Below are 17,867 nucleotides of genomic sequence, written 5' to 3'. Positions count from 1 at the left end.
GCGGACCGCGGCCTCGAGCGCAGGGGACCCCCGCAGATGAAACGTCTCAAGAAACGGTACGTGCTGCTGACCGCCACCGGGCTGTTGCTCACCGGCGGCGGCGTGACCGTCGCGCACGCGGCGGAGACGGAGCCCGCGACCGGCGGGACGCCGGCCGCCGTCGACGACACCGCGAACCTCGGCCGCGGCCTGGTCAGCATCCGCACCGACCGCGGCAACTTCCTCTCCTGGCGGCTGCTGCGGTCCGACCCGGCCGGCGTGACGTTCACCGTGTACCGGGACGGCGTCCGGATCGGCACCGCGCCTGCCACGAACTTCACCGACGCCGGCGCGCCCGCGAACGCCACCTACACGGTCCGGCCGGTCACCGGCGGCGTCGAGACCCTGGCCGCGGAGGAGCCGGTGCGCACGCTCGCCAGCAGCCAGGACGTGCCGATCCAGGTGCCGGCCGGCGGCACCACCCCGGACGGCGTCGCCTACACGTACGCGGCGAACGACGCGTCCGTGGGCGACCTGGACGGCGACGGCGCGTACGAGATCGTGCTGAAGTGGGACCCGTCCAACGCCAAGGACAACTCGCAGTCCGGCTACACCGGGAACGTGTTCATCGACGCGTACGAGCTGAACGGCACCCGGCTGTGGCGCATCGACCTCGGGCGCAACATCCGGGCCGGCGCGCACTACACGCAGTTCCAGGTCTTCGACTACGACGGGGACGGCCGGGCCGAAGTGGCGATGAAGACCGCGGACGGCACGCGCGACGGGGCCGGCACCGTGATCGGCAACGCGAGCGCGGACCACCGGAACAGCTCCGGCTACATCCTGGCCGGGCCGGAGTTCCTGACCGTCTTCAACGGACAGACCGGGCGCGCGATGGCCACCGTGGACTACGTGCCGCCGCGCGGGAACGTGTCGTCGTGGGGTGACAGCTACGGCAACCGGGTGGACCGGTTCCTGGCCGGCACGGCCTATCTCAACGGGTCGTACCCGAGCATCATCATGGCGCGCGGCTACTACACCCGTACCGTGGTGGCGGCCTGGGACTTCCGCAACGGCGCACTCACTCGCAAGTGGACGTTCGACAGCAACTCCTCGACCAACGGCTCCGCCTGGGCCGGGCAGGGCAACCACAACCTGTCCATCGCCGACGTGGACGCGGACGGGCGCGACGAGATCGTCTACGGCGCGATCGCGATCGACGACAACGGCGCCGGGCTGTGGCGCACCGGCCAGGGGCACGGCGACGCGCTGCACGTGGGCGACCTAATCCCCAGCCGCGGCGGCCTCGAGGTGTTCAAGGTCGACGAGGACGGGACGAAGCTCGCCGCGTACATGGCGGACGCCCGCACCGGCGCGATCATCTGGTCGAACCCGGCCTGCGGCTGCGACAACGGCCGCGGCGTCTCCGCCGACATCTGGTCCGGCAGCCCCGGCGCGGAGTCCTGGTCCAACGCGGTCGACGGGCTGCGCAACACGTCCGGCGCGAACATCGGGCGCAAGCCGTCCTCGGCCAACTTCGTCATCTGGTGGGACGGCGACGGCCAGCGCGAACTGCTGGACGGCACCACCATCAGGAAGTACGGCACATCGGCCGACACCACGCTGCTGTCCGCCGGCGGCGTGCACTCCAACAACGGCACCAAGGCGACCCCGTCGCTGCAGGCCGACATCCTCGGCGACTGGCGCGAGGAGGTGATCTGGCCGACCACGAACAACACGGCGCTGCGGATCTACCAGACCACGGAGCCGACCAGCATCTCCCGCGTGTCGCTGATGCAGGACCGGATGTACCGCGCGGCGGTCGCCTGGCAGAACACCGCCTACAACCAGCCGCCGCACCCGAGCTTCGCGATCGGCTGAGCAAGACCTATCACGGGGTACGCACGTGCGCCGCCGGGGCGGCCGACGAGCGGATCGCCATCCCGCCGCCGCGGACGCCCGTGGCGGCGGGATGCCGGAAGTTGTCGTACCTCTGGAGTATGAAGAACACCGTCACGCAGCAGCTTGAGGAGACGAGTGTTCATGCCCACGACCGCCGGTAACGAGATCGCACCCGTCGTCGACGCGGCGCACGCCGCGCCGTTCGCCACCGCCGACGACTACCGGGAGGCGATCGCGCGGATGCGGGAGGCCGCCGCGGCGTACTACGCGGGCGAGGACATCGTCATGGACGATGCGACCTACGACGCGCTGTTCGCGCGGGTCTCGGCCAGCGAGGCGGCGCACCCGGAGTGGGCGGTGGCGGACTCGCCGACCGAGGTGGTCGCGGCCGGCGGCGGCGTGGCCGGCGACGTCGTGCACAGCACCCCCATGCTGAGCCTGGCGAACGTGTTCGACTCCGACGAGTTGCGGCAGTGGGCGGCCCGCCTGGAGAAGGTGATCGGCCGGCCGGTCGCCGGGTTCACGGTCGAGCCGAAGATCGACGGCATGGCGATCGCCGCGCGCTACGTCGACGGCGCCCTGGTGCAGGTCGCGACGCGCGGCGACGGCACGGCGGGGGAGGACGTGACCGCACAGGCGCGGGCGGTCGCCGGGCTGCCCGGCCGGCTGACCCGGCCGGTCACGGTGGAGGTGCGCGGCGAGGTCTTCATGACCGACGACGACTTCGCCCGGGCGAACGAGCTGCGCGTCGCGCACGGCGGCGCCCCGTTCGCGAACCCGCGCAACGCCGCCGCCGGCACGCTGCGCGCGCAGGACCGGGCGTACCTGGCGCCCCTGTCCTTCCTGGCGTACGCGGTGCACGACCTGCCGGACGGTGAGGGGCTCACGCACAGCGCCGCGATGGCCGCGATCGCGGAGCTGGGCGTCACCACCACCGCGCAGTCGCCGGCCGGCATGCCGCGCTGCGCGACCGCGGACGAGTTGGTCGACGCGGTCACCTCGCTCGGCGCGCTGCGCGGCAAGCTCGGCTTCGACATCGACGGCGCGGTGATCAAGGCGGACGCGCCGGCGGACCGGGACGCGGCCGGTTCGTCCAGCCGCGCGCCGCGCTGGGCGACCGCGTTCAAGTTCCCGGCCGACACCCGGACCAGCACGCTCACCGCGATCGAGGTGCAGGTCGGGCGCACCGGCGTGATCACCCCGGTGGCCGTGATCGCGCCGGTCCAGGTCGGCGGCGTCGTGGTCACCTCCGCCACGCTGCACAACTTCGACGATCTGGTGCGCCGGGACGTGCGCGTCGGCGACACCGTCTTCGTCCGCCGGGCCGGCGAGGTCATCCCGGAGATCACCGGGGCGAAACTGGACGAGCGCGCGGCCGACTCGGTGGCGTTCACGCCGCCGGAGCACTGCCCGCGCTGCGGCGGCGAGATCGACCGCTCGCAGAAGCGCTGGCGGTGCACGCAGGGCCGCGCGTGCGGCGCGACCGAGTCGTTGGCGTACTTCGCGGCCCGCGACTCGATGGACATCGAGGGCCTCGGCGACAAGGTGATCCGCGCGCTGGTCGCGGCCGGCATGGTCACCGACCCGGCCGACCTCTACGACCTGGACGTGGCGGCGGTCGCGCAGCTGGAGCGGCTCGGCGCCACCTCCGCGGCCAAGCTGATCGCGAACATCGAGGGTTCCAAGACGCAGCCGATGTCCCGCGTGCTGACCGGGCTCGGCGTGCGGATGACCGGGCGGTCGATGTCCCGGCGGCTGGCCCGCCACTTCGGCACCATGGGCGAGCTGACCGGCGCCTCCGTCGAGCAACTGCAGGAGGTGGAGGGCGTCGGCCCGGAGCGCGCCGCCACCATCGCGGCCGAGCTGCGCGAACTCGCCCCGATCATCGACAAGCTGGCGGCCCGCGGCGTCAACCTGGTGGAGCCGGGCGTCATCCCGGCCTCGGAGCGCGCCGCGGCAGCCGCCGCCGAGTCGGGCTCGACCGCGGAGGCGGCCGGCGGCGGCGCGCGGCTGCCGCTGCGGAACGAGGACGGCACGCCGATGACCGTGGTGGTCACCGGCTCGGTCCCCGGCCTGAGCCGCAACGAGGGCAACGAGGCGGTCGAGCGGCTGGGCGGCAAGTCCTCCGGCTCCGTCTCGAAGAAGACGCAGCTGGTGGTGGTCGGCGACGGCGCCGGCTCCAAGGCGGCGAAGGCGGAGGAACTCGGCATCCGCATCATGCCGGCCGACCGCTTCGCCGCCCTCCTGGCAGCCCACGACGCGGGCGACCAGCCCTCCCTGGCCGCCTTCTGACCCCGGCCCCGCGCGGGCTCCCGGCCCGTGGTGGGGTCCCGGCCTGCGGTGCCCTCCCGGCCCGCGGTGCCCTGCTGGCCCGTGGTGCCCTGCTGGCCCGTGGTGCCCTGCTGGCCCGTGGTGCCCTCCCGGCCCGCGGTGCACTTCTGGCCTGCGGTGCCCTTCTGGCCTGCGGTGCCCTTCTGGCCTGCGGTGCCCTTCTGGCCTGCGGTGCCCTTCTGGCCTGCGGTGCCCTTCTGGCCTGCGGTGCCCTTCTGGCCCTCGGTGCCCTTCTGGCCCTCGGTGCCCTTCTGGCCCGCGGTGCCCTCCCGGCCTGCCGCGGGCTCCCGGCCTGGGGCGGGCGCTCGGCCCGCCGCGGGCTCCGTCCGGCGTGCGCCCACGGCCCGCGGCGCACCGCCGCCGCCCCCTCCGTGCCGATCTAGGGCGGATTCCAGCACTTCGATCTCCAAAAGCGTGAATCCTCCCTAGATCGGCGCGGAGGGCGTCGGCGTGCGACGGCGTGGCGGGCGTCGGCGTGCGACGGCGTGGCGGGCGTCGGCGCGGAGGGCGACGGCGTGCGACGGCGCGGAGGGCGTCGGTGTGCGACGGCGTGGCGGGCGGGAGGGCGGGGAGGGGGTGTGGGCTAGAGGGGTGGGTGGGGGAGGGCGACGGCCTTGCCGCTGATGGCGTTGGTTTCGATGTCGTGGTGGGCGTCGCGGATGCGGTCGAGCGGGTAGGTGGTGATCGGGCCGAGCGTGAGCGTGCCGGCCGCGATCTGGTCGAGCGCGCGCTGGAGCACGGCCGGCGGCAGGTCGGACGCGTCGCCGCTGTAGCCGGTCAGCCGCACGCCGGCCGGGAGGTAGGCGATCGGGTAGAAGTCCGGCACGGTCCACACGTTGGACAGCATTCCGGCCATGCACACGGTTCCGTGCACGCGCGTGGCCGCCAGCGTGTCCGGGAGCGTGGGCGTGCCGACCAGTTCCAGCGCCGCGTCCACGCCGTCCGGCAGGATGCGGCGGACGGAGGCGGCCACCGCGCCGTCGTCGAGCAGTGGATGATCGACGCCGTGGGCGGCGAGGTCATCGAGGCGGGCGCGCTGCCGCGTGGTGGCGAGCACGGTCGCGCCGAGGTCGCGGGCCAGTGCCGCGGTGGCGTAGCCGAGCGCGGACGTGCCGCCCCGGATCAGCAGCGTCTGCCCGGGGCGCAGGTCGAGGCCGACGGTGAGCGAGCCGTACGCGGTCTGCAGCGTCTCCGGCACCGCGCCGAGCACCTCCCACGGCAGCTCGGACCGGAACGGGATCACCTGCGCGCGCGGCACCACCGTGTACTCCGCGTAGCCGCCGTCGAACGCGCGGCCCATCCCGCCCATCATGGCCACCACCTGCTGGCCGGGCCGCAGGTCCGTGCCGGGCGCGGCGTCCACCACGCCGGTGGCCTCGATGCCGGGCACGATCGGGAAGCGGGCGTTGTGCGCGTACCCGAGCCGGAGGTGCAGTTCGGAGCGGTTCAGGCCGAACGCGCGCACCGCGATGCGTACCCACCCCGGCTCCGGCTCCGGGATCGGCAGATCCCGCACGGACAGATTCTCGACCGGTCCCGGACCGGTCAGCACGACAGCTCGCATGGTCATGCCACTCGCCAACGCATTCCGTGGAAGAATATTCCAAGGAACATAAAAGGAGATTCCGTGAGCGACCGCATCACCTGGCTGGACGACCTGATCCGCGTGCAGATCCTGCTCTGGGATCGGGTCGACGCGCGCCTGCGCGACGCGCACGATGTGACGCTGGCCCGCTTCCAGGCGCTGCACGCGCTGGCCGGCGGCCCGGCCCGGGTCGGCGACCTCGCGCAGCGGATGAGCATCACGGTCGGCGGCGCGAGCAAGCTCGCCGACCGGATGGTCACGCTCGGCCTGCTCGCCCGCGAGCCGGACCCGGACGACCGCCGCGCCAGCCGCCTGGCCCTCACCGGTGCCGGCCGGGACACGCTCGCCGCCGCGTCCGTCACCTACGCGGAGGCGGTGGCCGAGGCCGTCGACCCGGTGCTGCCGCCGGCGGATCGGGACCGGCTGCACGAGCTGGTCGGCCGGCTGCTCACCCGGCTCGGCGGATGACCGATGAGTTCCGGCGCCGTCGCGGGTCTGTACCGGTGACGGACCACGAGGAGGACATCATGGGCATCGTTCACATCGACCTGTTCGCGACGCTGGACCTGGTCGGGCAGGCGCCGGGCGGACCGCACGAGGACCCGGAGGGTTTCCCGTTCGGCGGGTGGCAGGCGCCGCTGTCGGACGAGACGACCGGGGAGCGCGTGCTCGCCGGCATGGAGGGGATGGACGCGCTGCTGCTCGGCCGCCGCACCTACGACATCTTCGCCGCGTACTGGCCGGGGCGCGACGACGTGATCGCCCGGCTGTTCAACCGCATCCCGAAGTACGTCGCCTCGCGCGGCACGCCCGCGCTGGACTGGGCCGGCTCGACGCTGCTCGGCCCGGACCTGGCCGGCGCCGTGGAGAAGGTGCGGGCCACGCACGAGAAGATCCACGTGATCGGCAGCCTGAACCTGGTGCAGTCGCTGCTGCGCGAGCGCCTCTTCGACCGGCTGAACCTGTGGATCCACCCGATCGTGCTCGGCGTCGGCAAGAAGGTGTTCGACGGCGGCGCGGTGCCGTCCAGCCTCGAGCTGCTGGAGCCGCCGTTCACCTCGCCGAAGGGCGTGCTGCTGCTGCGGTACGGCCTGCGCCCCGGCACTCCCGGCACCGGCGACATGAGCGACTGAGCCGGACCCCCTGCTCCGGCGTGCCCGGGCGCGGCAGCAGAATGGACCGGTGACACAACCGACTGGCCGCGGCACCGCGGCGCGCGAGGGAGGCAGGGGCGCCGGGCTGGTGCGACGCGTGTCCCACCAGGAGCGGCGACGGCGGCTCGAGGTGCTCCGGGTCGAGGAGCTGAGCCCCACCATGCGCCGCGTCGTGCTGGGCGGGCCGGAGCTGGAGGCCGACTTCCCGTGGGTGCCGCTGGCCGCGGCCGACCACGTGCGGATCGTGGTGCCGGACCCGGAGACCGGCGAGCTGGCGCTGCCCGCGCCGGGCCGCCGGGACGCGAGCGCGATCCGCGACTACACGCCGCGCCGGTTCGACGCGGACGCCGTGGAGCTGACGCTCGACTTCGTGCTGCACGCGCACGGCCCGGCCGGCCGGTGGGCCACCACGGCCGCGCCCGGCGACGCGCTGGGCGTGATCGGGCCGCGGGTCAGCCAGGTCTTCCCGGCCGACTGCGACGACTACCTGCTGATCGCGGACGAGACCGGGCTGCCCGCGGCCGAGCGGTTCCTGGAGGAACTGCCGCCGGAGGCGGTCGTCCGGGTGCTGGTGCTGGCCGAGGGCCCGGAGCGGGTGCTCGGCGGTGGTCGCCCGGCCGACCTCCGCCGGCTGGGCGCGGCGCCGGTGGAGACCGTGATCGACGCGGTGCGCGGCGTGCCGATCGGGCCCGGCTCGTTCGTCTGGGGCGCGGGCGAGGCCGCGGTGATGCGCGCGTTGCGCACCCACTTCCGGCACGAACGGGGCCTGCCGGCCGAGCGGGTGGCGGTCCGCGGCTACTGGCGGGAGGGCGCGGCGGGCGCGCTCTCCGGCGAGGACTGAGCGGCGGCGCTCACCACGGGGCCCAGGCCTCCAGCAGCGCGGAGACGACGCCGACGACGACCGCGGCCGTGCCCACTATCGCCAGGTAGCCGGGCCCGGACGCGGCACGCTCCACGTACCGCCTGCGCGACTCCACGACCACCCACCCCCTCCTCAGTGGACACAGGGTACGCCGGAGCGGCCGGGAGCGCCCGGCCACCCCGGTCAGACCGCCACGGATGCGTCGCGCAGCACCCGGCGGCCGGGGATCTCGACGCTGAGGAACGCGAGCAGGCCCACCACCCCCACCACCGCGGGGCCGATCCACCACGGCCCGGCCGGCCACGGCCGGTGCAGGAACCCCAGGGACAGCAGCATCAGCGGTACGACCGCCAGCCCCACGCCGCCCACGGTCGCGAAGACCCAGATCAGCGTGGCCTCGCCGCGCAGCATGGCGCGGACCTGCGCCGGGGTCGCGCCGGTCAGCCGCAGCAGCGTCAGCTCGTCCCGGCGCTGCGCGGTCGCGGTGACCAGCTTGTTCGCGATGCCGAGCAGCAGGTAGCCGAGCAGCACGCCGAGCACGGCGATGTTCAGCCACAGCTCCGGCGACACGCGCGCGGACCCGGGGTCGGCCGGGCCGGCCACCGTACCCGGCCGGGACGCGACCAGCGCCTCCACCGCCGCGATCGCCGCCGCGGAGTCCGCGCGCACCAGCAGCCGCTGGTCCAGGCCGGTGGCGTGCCCGGCCGCCAGGTCGCGGGAGAGCACGACCGGGCCGAAGCCGAGACCGCGGCCGTAGACCGCGACCACCCGCGCGGTGGCCGGCGTGCCGTCGCCGAGCGCCAGCGTGATCTCGTCGCCCACCCCCACGCCGCGAGCGCGCGCCGCACCGGCGTCGACCGCGACCGTGGCACCGGTCAGCCCGCTCAGGTCGCCGTCGCGCACGTCCAGGTCCAGCACGGACGCGGCGTCCGGCGTCAGCACGGTGGCGGCCGACGGCTCCACCTGTTCCTCGCCGAACAGCCGGTACGTCCAGATCACCGCGGTGTCGCCGACCATCGCCGCGCCGGTCACGCCGGGCACCTGCCGGACCGCGCCGGCCAGCTCGGACGGCACCCGGCCCAGCGCCGGCGCGGTCACGGACAGCTGGGCGCGGGTGGCGTCCGTGAGGTCCCGGGTGGCGCCGGCCAGCACCGTGGTCTGGGTCAGCGCGTAGGTGAGCGTGAACACCACCGCGACCGCGAGCGTGCTGATCGCGGCGGCGGTGCGCACCGCGTACCCCCGGGTGTTGGCGACCGCGAGCCACGTCGGCGCCGCCGCCCGCGCCGGGAGCCGGCGTGCCATCGCGCGACCGGCGCGGGCCAGCAGGCCGGGACCGGACATGGCCAGGCCGACCGCGGCCAGGATGCCGGCCATCGCGGTGGTCGCGGCGCCGATCTCGGTGCGCGACACCAGCGGCAGCACCGCCAGCGCGTTCGCGCCGGCCAGCACGACCAGGCCCGCGGAGAAGCGCCAGACCGAGGGGGTACGCGGTTCCGTCCGCGAGCCGGCCACGGCCTCGGTCGCCGGCATCCGCGAGGTCTTCAGCACCGCGCACAGCGCCGCGATCCACGAGGTCAGCGCCATCAGCAGCACCGCGGCCACGGCCGGCAGCGGGCTCCACAGCAGCGGCAGCCCGGCCGGGACCATGCCCAGCCCGGCCAGCAGCCCGCGGAACGCCTCCGCCACCAGGTAGCCGAGCGCGGCGCCGGGGATCGACGCGACGGTGGAGGCGATCAGCGCCTGCCGGGTCGCGAGCCGGCGGATCTGCCGGGGCGTGGCGCCGACCGCGCGCAGCAGCGCCAGCTCGCGCCGCTGCCCGGCCAGCGCGACCGCGAGCGCGCCCCCGACGATGATGCCCATCACCACCAGGGTGACGCCGGACAGCGACCCGGCCAGCAGCGGCAGCATCCGCCGTGCCGCCGCGGCCGCCGGGTCCGCCACGTCGCCGCGCGCCGCGCCGGTGCTCACCGCGAGCCCGCCGTCCAGCGCGCGGGCCGCGTCCGCGACCTCGTCCGCGCGGCCCGGCTCGGTGCGCAGCGCGACCAGGTCCACCCGGTCCCCGGTACGGCCGCTGAGCGTGATCGCGGTCCGGTCGGCGAAGTACACGGCCGGGCCGCCGGCGTCGAGCACGGCCGTGACCCGGTAGTCGCCGGTCCGCCCGCCGGAGCTGAGCCGCACGGTCCCGCCGGGCGCGACACCGGCCGCGCTCGCGGTCGCGGCGTCCATCGCCACCTCGGCGTCGCCGGCCGGCGCGGTCAGCCCGTCCGGGATGCCGGTCGGCCGCCCGCCCTCCTCGGTGCCGGTCGGCCCGGTCCCGGTGCCCGGCAGCAGCGCGGTCGACGACCAGCCGTGCCCCTCGACCGGCAGCACCCGCCCGTCCGGGCCGAACACGGCCGCGGCCACGGTCACGTCGCCGATCGCCGCGGTCACGCCGGGCAGCCCGGCCAGCGCGGTGACCAGCGAGGACGGCACGCCGGCCCGCTCCGGCAGCGCGATCGGCAGGTCCTCGGGCACCTGATAGAGCTGCGGCGCGGACACCACCACGTCCGCCGGCGCCAGGCGCCCCGGGTCGGGGTGCCCGCGCAGGCCGGACTCCGCGACCACGCCGATCGCGGCGACCAGTGCGGCGCCGCCCATCGTGGCGCAGGCGACCGCGACCAGCCCGGCTATCCGCTGCCGGGCCATGCGTGCGGCGAGGTACAGCATGGCGTTACTCCGTTTCCAGCTCGGTGAGCCGGCGGGCCAGGTGCGGCGCGGCCGGCGCGACGATCGTGTCGGCGATCCGCCCGTCCGCCATCACCAGCGCGAGATCGGCGCGGGCGGCGGCGGCCGGGTCGTGGGTGACCATGACGACGGTCTGGCCGAACTCGTCGACGAGCGCCCGCAGAAGATCAAGGACCTCCCGGGCGGTACGGATGTCCAGCGCGCCGGTCGGCTCGTCCGCGAACACCACGGCCGGCCGGCTGACCAGCGCGCGGGCGACCGCGACGCGCTGCTGCTGCCCGCCGGACAGCTCGGACGGGCGGTGGTGCAGACGCCCGGCCAGGCCGACGCGGTCGACCAGCGTGCCGATCCACTCGCGGTCCGGCGCGGCCCCGGCCAGGCGCAGCGGCAGCGTGATGTTGTCCGCCACGCTGAGCGAGGGCAGCAGGTTGTACTGCTGGAAGATGAAGCCGACGCGGGCGCGGCGCAGCTCGGTGCGCTTCGTCTCGTTGAGCCGGCTGATCTCCGTACCCTCGATGAACGCCCGTCCGCTGGTCGGTGTGTCGAGCCCGGCCGCGCAGTGCATCAGCGTGCTCTTGCCGGAGCCGGACGGGCCCATCACGGCCAGGAACGTGCCGGCGTCCACGGACAGCGACACGCCGTCCAGGGCGCGGACGCCGCCGGGGTACGTCTTGACGACGTCCTCCAGCGTCACCGCGGTGCGCGTGGTCGTGGCCAGCATCAGCGCTTCCCCTTGCGGTAGTTGACGACCAGCGCGACCGCGGTGCCGAGCACGATCACGCCGACCGCGGAGCCGGCCCAGACGTTCACGGTCGACAGCGCGGCGTTGAGGCCGGCGCTGACCACCAGCACCACCCAGAGCACCAGCCGGGTGCGGTGATTCTGGGTGTCCTGCGGCGTCCGCGAGGGGTCCTGCGGGTCCTGCGGGTCGGAATCGGTCAGTCGGTACGGGTCGGCGGCCATGTCGAACTCCTTCACGGGGGGTCCTCTCGATGTCTTCGACGCTATGGGCGGGCCCGTTCGTCGCCGATCCCGCGCACTGCCCAGCCGTGGTACAGCAGGCTGTACTTTCCGGCCGCGCCCCTTGCCGTGCCTACCGGCCCGTGGCCTACGGTCGCCGGGAAGCACTCGCTCACCGGGAGGCATCGCATGTCCGTCGCCGAGGCCGTCCAACGGCGCCTCCGGATCGGGATCACGGCCGTGGAGCGCGCCGGGACCGGCATGTGGACCGGCACCCTGGCGCTGCTGACGCTGTGGCCGCTCGCGCTGGCGCTGGTCCTGCCGCGCGTCGCGCCGTTCGCCATGGGGCGGCTGCGCGCGGTCGCGGACGTGGAGCGCCGCCGCCTCGGCCTGCCCACCGGCCTGCCGCCGCAAAGTGAGCTGCGCGCCGTGCTCACCGACCCGGCGACCGGCCGCGAGCTGCGCTGGCTCGGGCTGCACGCCACCGTGGGGTTCTTCCTCGGCGCGGTCGGGCTGACCATCGCGATCGACATCGTGCGCGACGGGTTGTTCCCGCTCTACTGGCGGTTCGTCCCGGCCGCGGACGCGACGCCGGCCATCGGCTGGCCGCTGATCCGCACCCAGGGCGGCGCCTGGCTGGTCGGGCTGATGGGCGCCGGATACCTGCTGCTCACGCTGTACGCGCTGCCGTACCTGGTCACGCTCCAGGAGCTGCCCGGCCGGCGACTGCTGCGGCCCGCGCCCGGCGAGGACATGGCGATGCGGATCGCGGAGCTGACCGCCACCCGCGCCGCCGCGCTGGACGCGCACGCGGTGGAGCTGCGCCGCATCGAGCGCGCGCTGCACGACGGCACCCAGAACCGGCTGGTCGCGGTGAACGTGCTGCTCGGCGCGGCCCGGCGCGCGGTCCGCCGGGACCCGGACACCGCGGACGAGATCCTGGAGCGCGCGCAGAGCGCGGCCGAACTGGCCCTCGCGGAGCTGCGCGGGGTGGTGCGCAGTATCCTGCCGCCGGTGCTGTCCGATCGAAGTCTCCCCGACGCGCTCGCCTCGCTGGCCGCGACCTGCCCGGTCCCGGTCACGGTCGACGCGGACGTGCCCGGCCGGTGCGCGGCGTCCGTGGAGGCGACCGCGTACTTCGTGGCCGCCGAGGCGCTGACCAACGTCGCCAAGCACAGCGGCGCCTCCCGGGCCTCGATCACGCTCACCCGCGCGGCGGACGTGCTGCGCCTGGTCGTCACGGACGACGGCCACGGCGGCGCGGACGCCGACGGCGGGACCGGCCTGACCGGCATCCGCCGCCGGGCCGAGGCGCACGACGGCACCGTCACGCTGACCAGCCCGGTGGGCGGTCCGACCACTGTGGAGGTGGAGCTGCCGTGCGGATTGTGATCGCGGAGGACGACGCGCTGCTGCGCGAGGGCCTGGCGCTGCTGCTGCGCGCGGAGGGCCTGGACGTGGTGGACACCGCGGACAACCCGGTGACGTTCCTCGCCGCCGTGGACGAGCACGAGCCCGACGTGGCCATCGTCGACGTGCGCATGCCGCCCACCCACACCGACGAGGGCATCCAGGCCGCCGTCGAGGCGCGCCGCCGGCGGCCCGGCCTCGCCGTGCTGGTGCTCTCCGCGTACGTCGAGCAGGCGTTCGCCACCGAGCTGTTCACCCAGGGCGGCGGCAGCCTGGGTTACATGCTCAAGGAGCGTGTCGGCCGGGTCGAGGAGTTCATGGCCGCGCTGCACCGGGTGGCCGGCGGCGGCACCGCCATCGACCCCGAGGTGGTGGCACAGCTGCTCACCCGCACCCGCCCCGACTCCAAACTCGCGCGGCTGAGCCCTCGCGAACGCGACGTGCTCGCGCTGATGGCCGAGGGCCTCGGCAACGCCGCCATCGCCGAGAAGCTGTTCGTCACGGACGGCGCGGTCCACAAGCACATCCGCAGCATCTTCGCCAAACTCGAACTCTCACCGGACGACCAGACCGACCGCCGGGTCGCCGCCGTCCTGCACTACCTCCGCGGCGAGGCCAGCCGCTGACGGTGTGTGCGAGCCGCCCGGCCGCTCATCGGCGAGGCAGCGGTATCCGCGGGGCGGTACTCAGCCCGTCCAGCACGATGTCCAGCAGGTGCCCGTTCCGCCGGTCGCGGTCCGGGTCCGGGTCGCCGCGCCAGAGAAACCCGACGAGCAGCAGCAGGTGCTCGGCGTCGGCGTCGTCGCGGATCCGGCCGGCGTCCCGGCCCGCGCGCAGCAGCAGCGCGATCGCCTCGACGACCGGGCGGTAGTGGCCGGCGCTCAGGTCCGCGTACGTCGCCGCGTGCAGCGCGCCGGCCAGCCCGTGCTTGACCCGGCCGAACGAGGCCAGCCGGTCCAGCCAGCGCCGCAGCGCCAGCACCGGGTCGGGCGTCTCGGCCAGCAGCGTCGTCGCCGCGTCGACCAGTTCGGTGACGTCGTGCCGGTAGACCGCCAGCAGCAGCGCCTCCCGGGTCGGGAAGTGCCGGTAGAGCGTGCCCTGGCCGACGCCGGCCCGCTTCGCGATCGCGTGCATGCTGACGTCGGCCGCTCGGGCCAGTTCCTCCCGTGCGGCCGTCAAGATCCGCTCCCGGTTCTGCGCCGCGTCCGCGCGCCGCGCCGTGCCCTCCGCCATCCGGCTCATCCCTCCCTTGGCTAAGCGGACAGTTGTCCGCTAGCGTGAAGACGTCCGCGGACAGCTGTCCGCTTAAGTCTAAGGGGTGCTCCATGTCAGGAATCGAGGGCAAGGTCGTCGCGATCACCGGGGCCAGCGACGGCATCGGCGCCGTGACCGCTCGCATGCTGGCCGCGCGCGGCGCCCGGGTCGTGCTGGGCGCCCGCCGCGCCGACCGCCTGGAACGGATCGCCGCGGAGATCACCGAGGCCGGGGGAGCGGCCGCCGTCACCGTCACCGACGTCACCCGGCGTGCCGACCTCGCGTCCCTGGTCGCGCTCGCCCGGCAGCGCTTCGGGCGACTGGACGTGCTGGTCAGCAACGCCGGCATCGGTCCCATCTCGCCCCTCGACGACCTGCACGTGGCCGAGTGGGACGCGATGATCGACGTCAACCTCAAGGGCGTGCTGTACGGCGTGGCCGCCGCGTTGCCGGTCTTCCGCGCGCAGGGCGACGGACACTTCGTCAACGTCGTCTCCGTCGCCGGGCTGGCCGTCCGTCCCGGCATGACGGTCTACGGCGCGACCAAGAACGCGGTCCGCACCGTCTCCGAAGGGCTGCGCCAGGAGGGCGGGGGCGGCTTCCGGGTCACCGTCGTGTCGCCGGGGTTCGTGCGGACCGGCTTCACCGACACGATCCCGAACGAGCGGATGCGGGCCACGCTCACCGCGGCCAGGGACCGGGTCGCGATCGCACCGGAATCGATCGGCGAGGCGATCGCGTACGCCATCTCCCAGCCTCCCTCCGTCGACGTCAACGACCTCGTGGTCCGCGCCACCGCCCAGGACTGAGGCCGCTCGCGGGCACCGCGGGACCGGCAGGGAGGAGCGCCGGCGACGACCGGTGCCCGCGGGAGCACCGGGAGGCGACCACGCCGGGAGCGGGAATATGATTTCGATCATGATGCTCTCACTGGCCGAGGAGATCGTGCTGCTCGCCTACGGCGACGACGGAAGGCCGCACGGCACCGCGCGGTTCCTGCCGCACGGCGTCGGCGGGGCGTGCCTGCTGGAGCTGGTGGTCGCCGGGCGGGTCGCGGTCGACGGTGACCTGGTGACCGTGGTCGATCGGGCGCCGACCGGCATGGCCACGGTGGACGCGGCGCTGGAGCGGCTCGCCGCGGAGAAGGCGATGCCGGCCCGGCAGTGGGTGGTGGAGCTGGGCCGGGACGGGACCGACGCGGTGCTGGACCGGCTGGTCGCGGCCGGGGTGCTGGAGCGGGTACGGGACCGGGTGCTGCTGGTGTTCCCCCGGACGCGCTTCCCGAGCCCGCACGGCGCCGAACCGGCCGAGGAGACCGGCGCGCGGCGACGGATGGCCGCGGCCGTGGCGGGCGACGGGCCGGTGGACGCGCGCACGGCCGCGCTCTGCGTGCTGGTCGGCGCGCTCGGCTGGGACGGCGTGATCTTCCCGGACGTGCCCGCGCCGCGGTTGCGGGAGCGGCTCGCGCGGCTGCGCGACGGCGCGGGCGTGACGGGGGCGCTGGCGGCGGTGGAGGCCGCGGTGGCGATCGCGGCCGTCCTCCCCGCCGTGATCACCTGAGAGGTCAGACCAGGTTCAGCACGTGGTGCAGCCCGCGCGGGCCGGTGGGGGCCGGCTTCGGCAGCAGGAACGCGAACATGCCGGCCGCGACCGCGCCGGAGTCGGTGAGCGGGTTGTCGCCGACCATCAGCGTGCGGTCCGGGGCGACGCCGAGCCGGTCCGCCGCCGCGGTGAAGCAGGTGACGGCCGGTTTGCAGGCGCCGTGCTCGAAGGACATGACGATCGTCTCCACGTACGGCGTGATGCCCAGCCGGTCGAGCGCGGGCCGCAGGTCGAAGCCGGTGTCGCTGACCACGCCGACGCGCAGGCCGCGCTCGCGCAGGCCGTGCAGCGTGGGCAGGGTGTCCTCGAACGCCTCCCACGACTCCGCGGCCACGGTGAGCTCGTAGAGGTCGTCGCTGAGGCCGGGCAGCAGCTTGTCGCAGCCGGCCTCGGCGTAGAGCGCGGTCCACACCTGGCGATGCCGGTCGGGGGAGAGGTCGCGGCCCTTCGCCAGTTCCTCGGCGGTGCTGCTGCGGTCGAGCACCCGCTGCCAGGCCGCGCTCACCTCGCCCGCGTCCAGCGGGCCGGCGCCACGGGCCGCGGCGGCGCGGTGCAGCAGCGTCTCGCCGCTGCCGGAGAGGCGGATGAGCGTATCGCCCGCGTCGAACAGGACCGCCTCGAACCGGGTCACGGCTGCGCCTCCCTGACAGTGGTGTGCTCCGCCAGCGCGCGGAGCTCGGTAAAGAGCATGCGGGACGTGTCGTCCCAGGTGGGGAACGTGTCGGCCTTCCGTCGCGCGGCCGTGGCCATCGCGGTGCGGTACGCGTCGTCGGTGGCCAGGCGCAGCAGCGCGGCGGTGAGCGCCACCCGGTCGCCGGGCGGCACCGCCAGCCCCTCCACGCCGTGGGTGGCCAGGTGCGGGAGGTTGCCGGCGTTCCAGCCGACGACCGGCAGCCCGGCCGCCATCGCCTCGCCGTAGACCGTGCCGTACGGCTCGCGCGTGCTCGCCAGCGCGAAGACGTCGGCCCGGCGGTAGAAGCCGGCCACCTCGGCGGGCGTGACGACGCCGTGCGTGACGACGCGGTCCCGCAGGTCCGGCCGTCGCAGCCGGGCCCGGACGCGCGCGGCGTAGCCGGGCTCCACGGTCTCGTCGCCGACCAGGTGCAGCGTGGCGGCGCCGGGCGGCAGATTCGAGAACGCCTCGAGCAGGTCGAGCAGGCCCTTGCGCGCCATCCAGTTGCCGACCGAGAGGATCGCGACCTGCCGGCCCTGCCGGAGGTCGCCGGGCGGGTCGACCGGCTCGGCGGCGGCGTCCCGGCCCGGTGGGACGACCGCGAGCAGCGCCGGGTCGAATCCCTGGCCACGAAGCGTGTTCGCCAGGTCCTCGGACGCGACGATCATGCGCCGGACCCGCTTGTAGAAGGCCCGGTCCAGCGAGGCCTGCGCGCGCTGACGGCCGGAGGCGTGGTCGATGCCGCCGGGCGGCTGGTGCAGGATGGCCGCGATCGGCGGCAGCCCGCGCGTCGCGGCCAGCCACGGCCCGGCCAGCCCGGCCACGATGCTGTCGACCAGCAGCACGTCCGGCGCGGCGGCCCGGATCCGGCGCAGCATGGTGGCGCCGGCCAGCGCGGGCAGCGGGAACCGCCAGGACGGCAGCGACACGAAGTCGACCCGCGCGCCGAAGCGCGGCGCCCGGTCGGCGACGCGCCGGTGGTAGAGGTAACCACCGGTCATCGTGGCCGGGTCGCCGAGCGTGAGCAGCGAGACGGCGAGGTCAGTCACCGAGCGGGCCCTCGTATCCGCCGTACATCCGCGGGTCCTCCCAGACGCGCACGTGCAGTGTGGCGCCCGCGACCGGGCCGACCGCGCTCGCCAGCACCGCGTGCAGCCACTGGGAGAAGACCTCCACGGTGACCGCGTCCTTGGTGGTCTCCTTGCCGACGATCTCGTCCAGGTCGGCCTCGTGCAGCCGGTCGGTCACGCCGCGCAGCGCGTCGTTGAGCACGTCGAGGTCGACGACCATGTCGCGCGCGTCCAGCCGGGGGCGGGTGACGCGGATGTCGAGGCGGTAGTCGTGGGAGTGCCGCTCGCCCTCGGGCGGGGGCATTCCGGGCATCGTGTGGTAAGCGCGGACTTCTCGGGAGGTGCCGACTTCGTACATGCC

19 protein-coding genes are annotated in these 17,867 nt (G+C 74.9%); 9 read left to right on the top strand and 10 right to left on the bottom strand.

Features of this window, described 5'->3' with window-relative positions; translation table 11 throughout:
• The first annotated feature begins 36 nt into the window (after positions 1–36).
• Positions 37–1,860, top strand: a complete 1,824-nt coding sequence (locus J2S41_RS17240) for a rhamnogalacturonan lyase (RefSeq protein ID WP_310368895.1) — start codon at positions 37–39, stop codon at positions 1,858–1,860.
• 10 nt (positions 1,861–1,870) lie between these two features.
• On the opposite strand, the gene J2S41_RS17235 is transcribed toward J2S41_RS17240, so the two are convergent.
• Positions 1,871–1,996, bottom strand: coding sequence for a hypothetical protein (locus J2S41_RS17235; protein ID WP_310368894.1), 126 nt, complete (start codon positions 1,994–1,996; stop codon positions 1,871–1,873).
• Positions 1,997–2,022: 26 nt separating this feature from the next.
• On the opposite strand from J2S41_RS17235, the gene ligA reads away from it, so the two are divergent.
• Positions 2,023–4,173, top strand: a complete 2,151-nt coding sequence (gene ligA, locus J2S41_RS17230) for an NAD-dependent DNA ligase LigA (protein WP_310368893.1) — start codon at positions 2,023–2,025, stop codon at positions 4,171–4,173.
• Positions 4,174–4,795: 622 nt separating this feature from the next.
• Here the strand turns inward: ligA and J2S41_RS17225 are convergent.
• Entirely contained in the window at positions 4,796–5,782 is a 987-nt protein-coding gene (locus tag J2S41_RS17225; protein WP_310368892.1) for an alcohol dehydrogenase catalytic domain-containing protein, read from the bottom strand.
• A gap of 57 nt (positions 5,783–5,839) precedes the next feature.
• On the opposite strand from J2S41_RS17225, the gene J2S41_RS17220 reads away from it, so the two are divergent.
• From J2S41_RS17220 to J2S41_RS17210, 3 genes are read left to right on the top strand one after another with little or no spacing between them, the layout of a single operon-like run.
• Positions 5,840–6,265: a MarR family winged helix-turn-helix transcriptional regulator gene (locus tag J2S41_RS17220; RefSeq protein WP_310368891.1), complete on the top strand. Its 426-nt coding sequence runs from the start codon at positions 5,840–5,842 to the stop codon at positions 6,263–6,265.
• A 59-nt stretch (positions 6,266–6,324) separates the two neighbouring features.
• The gene (locus J2S41_RS17215; protein ID WP_310368890.1) at positions 6,325–6,930 is read left to right on the top strand and encodes a dihydrofolate reductase family protein; all 606 of its coding nucleotides are present in this window, start codon (positions 6,325–6,327) and stop codon (positions 6,928–6,930) included.
• Between the two features lie 49 nt (positions 6,931–6,979).
• Positions 6,980–7,792: a siderophore-interacting protein gene (locus tag J2S41_RS17210; protein WP_310368889.1), complete on the top strand. Its 813-nt coding sequence runs from the start codon at positions 6,980–6,982 to the stop codon at positions 7,790–7,792.
• Between the two features lie 10 nt (positions 7,793–7,802).
• On the opposite strand, the gene J2S41_RS17205 is transcribed toward J2S41_RS17210, so the two are convergent.
• The 4 genes from J2S41_RS17205 to J2S41_RS17190 all read right to left on the bottom strand — a co-directional run bounded on the left by J2S41_RS17205 (position 7,803) and on the right by J2S41_RS17190 (position 11,515).
• Positions 7,803–7,928 (bottom strand): hypothetical protein, encoded by a 126-nt coding sequence (locus J2S41_RS17205; protein WP_310368888.1) that lies wholly within the window; start codon positions 7,926–7,928, stop codon positions 7,803–7,805.
• Between the two features lie 68 nt (positions 7,929–7,996).
• A complete protein-coding gene (locus tag J2S41_RS17200) occupies positions 7,997–10,519 on the bottom strand; it encodes an FtsX-like permease family protein (protein WP_310368887.1) in 2,523 nt (840 codons plus the stop codon).
• A 4-nt stretch (positions 10,520–10,523) separates the two neighbouring features.
• Positions 10,524–11,258: an ABC transporter ATP-binding protein gene (locus J2S41_RS17195; RefSeq protein WP_310368886.1), complete on the bottom strand. Its 735-nt coding sequence runs from the start codon at positions 11,256–11,258 to the stop codon at positions 10,524–10,526.
• A complete protein-coding gene (locus J2S41_RS17190; protein ID WP_310368885.1) occupies positions 11,258–11,515 on the bottom strand; it encodes a hypothetical protein in 258 nt (85 codons plus the stop codon). The genes J2S41_RS17195 and J2S41_RS17190 overlap by 1 nt, the downstream gene beginning before the upstream one ends.
• Positions 11,516–11,686: 171 nt before the next feature.
• Between J2S41_RS17190 and J2S41_RS17185 the strand changes: the two genes are divergently transcribed.
• Positions 11,687–12,889 carry a sensor histidine kinase gene (locus J2S41_RS17185; RefSeq protein ID WP_310368884.1) on the top strand — a complete coding sequence of 401 codons (1,203 nt, stop codon included), beginning with the start codon at positions 11,687–11,689 and terminating at the stop codon, positions 12,887–12,889.
• A complete protein-coding gene (locus J2S41_RS17180) occupies positions 12,877–13,533 on the top strand; it encodes a response regulator (protein WP_310368883.1) in 657 nt (218 codons plus the stop codon). The genes J2S41_RS17185 and J2S41_RS17180 overlap by 13 nt, the downstream gene beginning before the upstream one ends.
• Before the next feature lie 25 nt (positions 13,534–13,558).
• Here the strand turns inward: J2S41_RS17180 and J2S41_RS17175 are convergent, their stop codons facing one another.
• The gene (locus tag J2S41_RS17175) at positions 13,559–14,140 is read right to left on the bottom strand and encodes a TetR/AcrR family transcriptional regulator (RefSeq protein WP_310368882.1); all 582 of its coding nucleotides are present in this window, start codon (positions 14,138–14,140) and stop codon (positions 13,559–13,561) included.
• A gap of 92 nt (positions 14,141–14,232) precedes the next feature.
• Here J2S41_RS17175 and J2S41_RS17170 point away from each other — a divergent pair, with 92 nt between their 5' ends.
• Together J2S41_RS17170 and J2S41_RS17165 are read left to right on the top strand one after the other, a co-directional pair.
• The gene (locus tag J2S41_RS17170; protein ID WP_310368881.1) at positions 14,233–14,970 is read left to right on the top strand and encodes an SDR family oxidoreductase; all 738 of its coding nucleotides are present in this window, start codon (positions 14,233–14,235) and stop codon (positions 14,968–14,970) included.
• Positions 14,971–15,079: 109 nt separating this feature from the next.
• Positions 15,080–15,721 carry a GOLPH3/VPS74 family protein gene (locus J2S41_RS17165; protein ID WP_310368880.1) on the top strand — a complete coding sequence of 214 codons (642 nt, stop codon included), beginning with the start codon at positions 15,080–15,082 and terminating at the stop codon, positions 15,719–15,721.
• A gap of 4 nt (positions 15,722–15,725) precedes the next feature.
• Here J2S41_RS17165 and J2S41_RS17160 read toward each other — a convergent pair whose 3' ends face one another.
• From J2S41_RS17160 to J2S41_RS17150, 3 genes are read right to left on the bottom strand one after another with little or no spacing between them, the layout of a single operon-like run.
• Positions 15,726–16,394, bottom strand: coding sequence for an HAD family hydrolase (locus tag J2S41_RS17160; RefSeq protein ID WP_310368879.1), 669 nt, complete (start codon positions 16,392–16,394; stop codon positions 15,726–15,728).
• Positions 16,391–17,485: a glycosyltransferase family 4 protein gene (locus J2S41_RS17155; protein WP_310368878.1), complete on the bottom strand. Its 1,095-nt coding sequence runs from the start codon at positions 17,483–17,485 to the stop codon at positions 16,391–16,393. Before J2S41_RS17155 ends, J2S41_RS17160 begins: the two co-directional genes overlap by 4 nt.
• Positions 17,478–17,864: a 6-pyruvoyl trahydropterin synthase family protein gene (locus J2S41_RS17150; RefSeq protein ID WP_310368877.1), complete on the bottom strand. Its 387-nt coding sequence runs from the start codon at positions 17,862–17,864 to the stop codon at positions 17,478–17,480. Before J2S41_RS17150 ends, J2S41_RS17155 begins: the two co-directional genes overlap by 8 nt.
• Positions 17,865–17,867: the final 3 nt, after the last annotated feature.

It is taken from the genome of Catenuloplanes atrovinosus (assembly GCF_031458235.1).
Taxonomy (GTDB): domain Bacteria; phylum Actinomycetota; class Actinomycetes; order Mycobacteriales; family Micromonosporaceae; genus Catenuloplanes; species Catenuloplanes atrovinosus.
The sequence above is the reverse complement of the archived record's forward strand: the minus strand, read 5'-3'. Positions and strand labels throughout refer to the sequence as shown.

What these genes read in the sequence shown, in the direction of transcription:
- J2S41_RS17240 (WP_310368895.1), top strand. Translation starts at nt 37, where the DNA reads ATGAAACGTCTCAAGAAACGGTACGTGCTGCTGACCGCCACCGGGCTG.
- ligA (WP_310368893.1), top strand. Translation starts at nt 2,023, where the DNA reads ATGCCCACGACCGCCGGTAACGAGATCGCACCCGTCGTCGACGCGGCG.
- J2S41_RS17225 (WP_310368892.1), bottom strand. Translation starts at nt 5,782, where the DNA reads ATGACCATGCGAGCTGTCGTGCTGACCGGTCCGGGACCGGTCGAGAAT.
- J2S41_RS17215 (WP_310368890.1), top strand. Translation starts at nt 6,325, where the DNA reads ATGGGCATCGTTCACATCGACCTGTTCGCGACGCTGGACCTGGTCGGG.
- J2S41_RS17200 (WP_310368887.1), bottom strand. Translation starts at nt 10,519, where the DNA reads ATGCTGTACCTCGCCGCACGCATGGCCCGGCAGCGGATAGCCGGGCTG.
- J2S41_RS17195 (WP_310368886.1), bottom strand. Translation starts at nt 11,258, where the DNA reads ATGCTGGCCACGACCACGCGCACCGCGGTGACGCTGGAGGACGTCGTC.
- J2S41_RS17185 (WP_310368884.1), top strand. Translation starts at nt 11,687, where the DNA reads ATGTCCGTCGCCGAGGCCGTCCAACGGCGCCTCCGGATCGGGATCACG.
- J2S41_RS17175 (WP_310368882.1), bottom strand. Translation starts at nt 14,140, where the DNA reads ATGGCGGAGGGCACGGCGCGGCGCGCGGACGCGGCGCAGAACCGGGAG.
- J2S41_RS17170 (WP_310368881.1), top strand. Translation starts at nt 14,233, where the DNA reads ATGTCAGGAATCGAGGGCAAGGTCGTCGCGATCACCGGGGCCAGCGAC.
- J2S41_RS17165 (WP_310368880.1), top strand. Translation starts at nt 15,080, where the DNA reads ATGATGCTCTCACTGGCCGAGGAGATCGTGCTGCTCGCCTACGGCGAC.
- J2S41_RS17150 (WP_310368877.1), bottom strand. Translation starts at nt 17,864, where the DNA reads ATGTACGAAGTCGGCACCTCCCGAGAAGTCCGCGCTTACCACACGATG.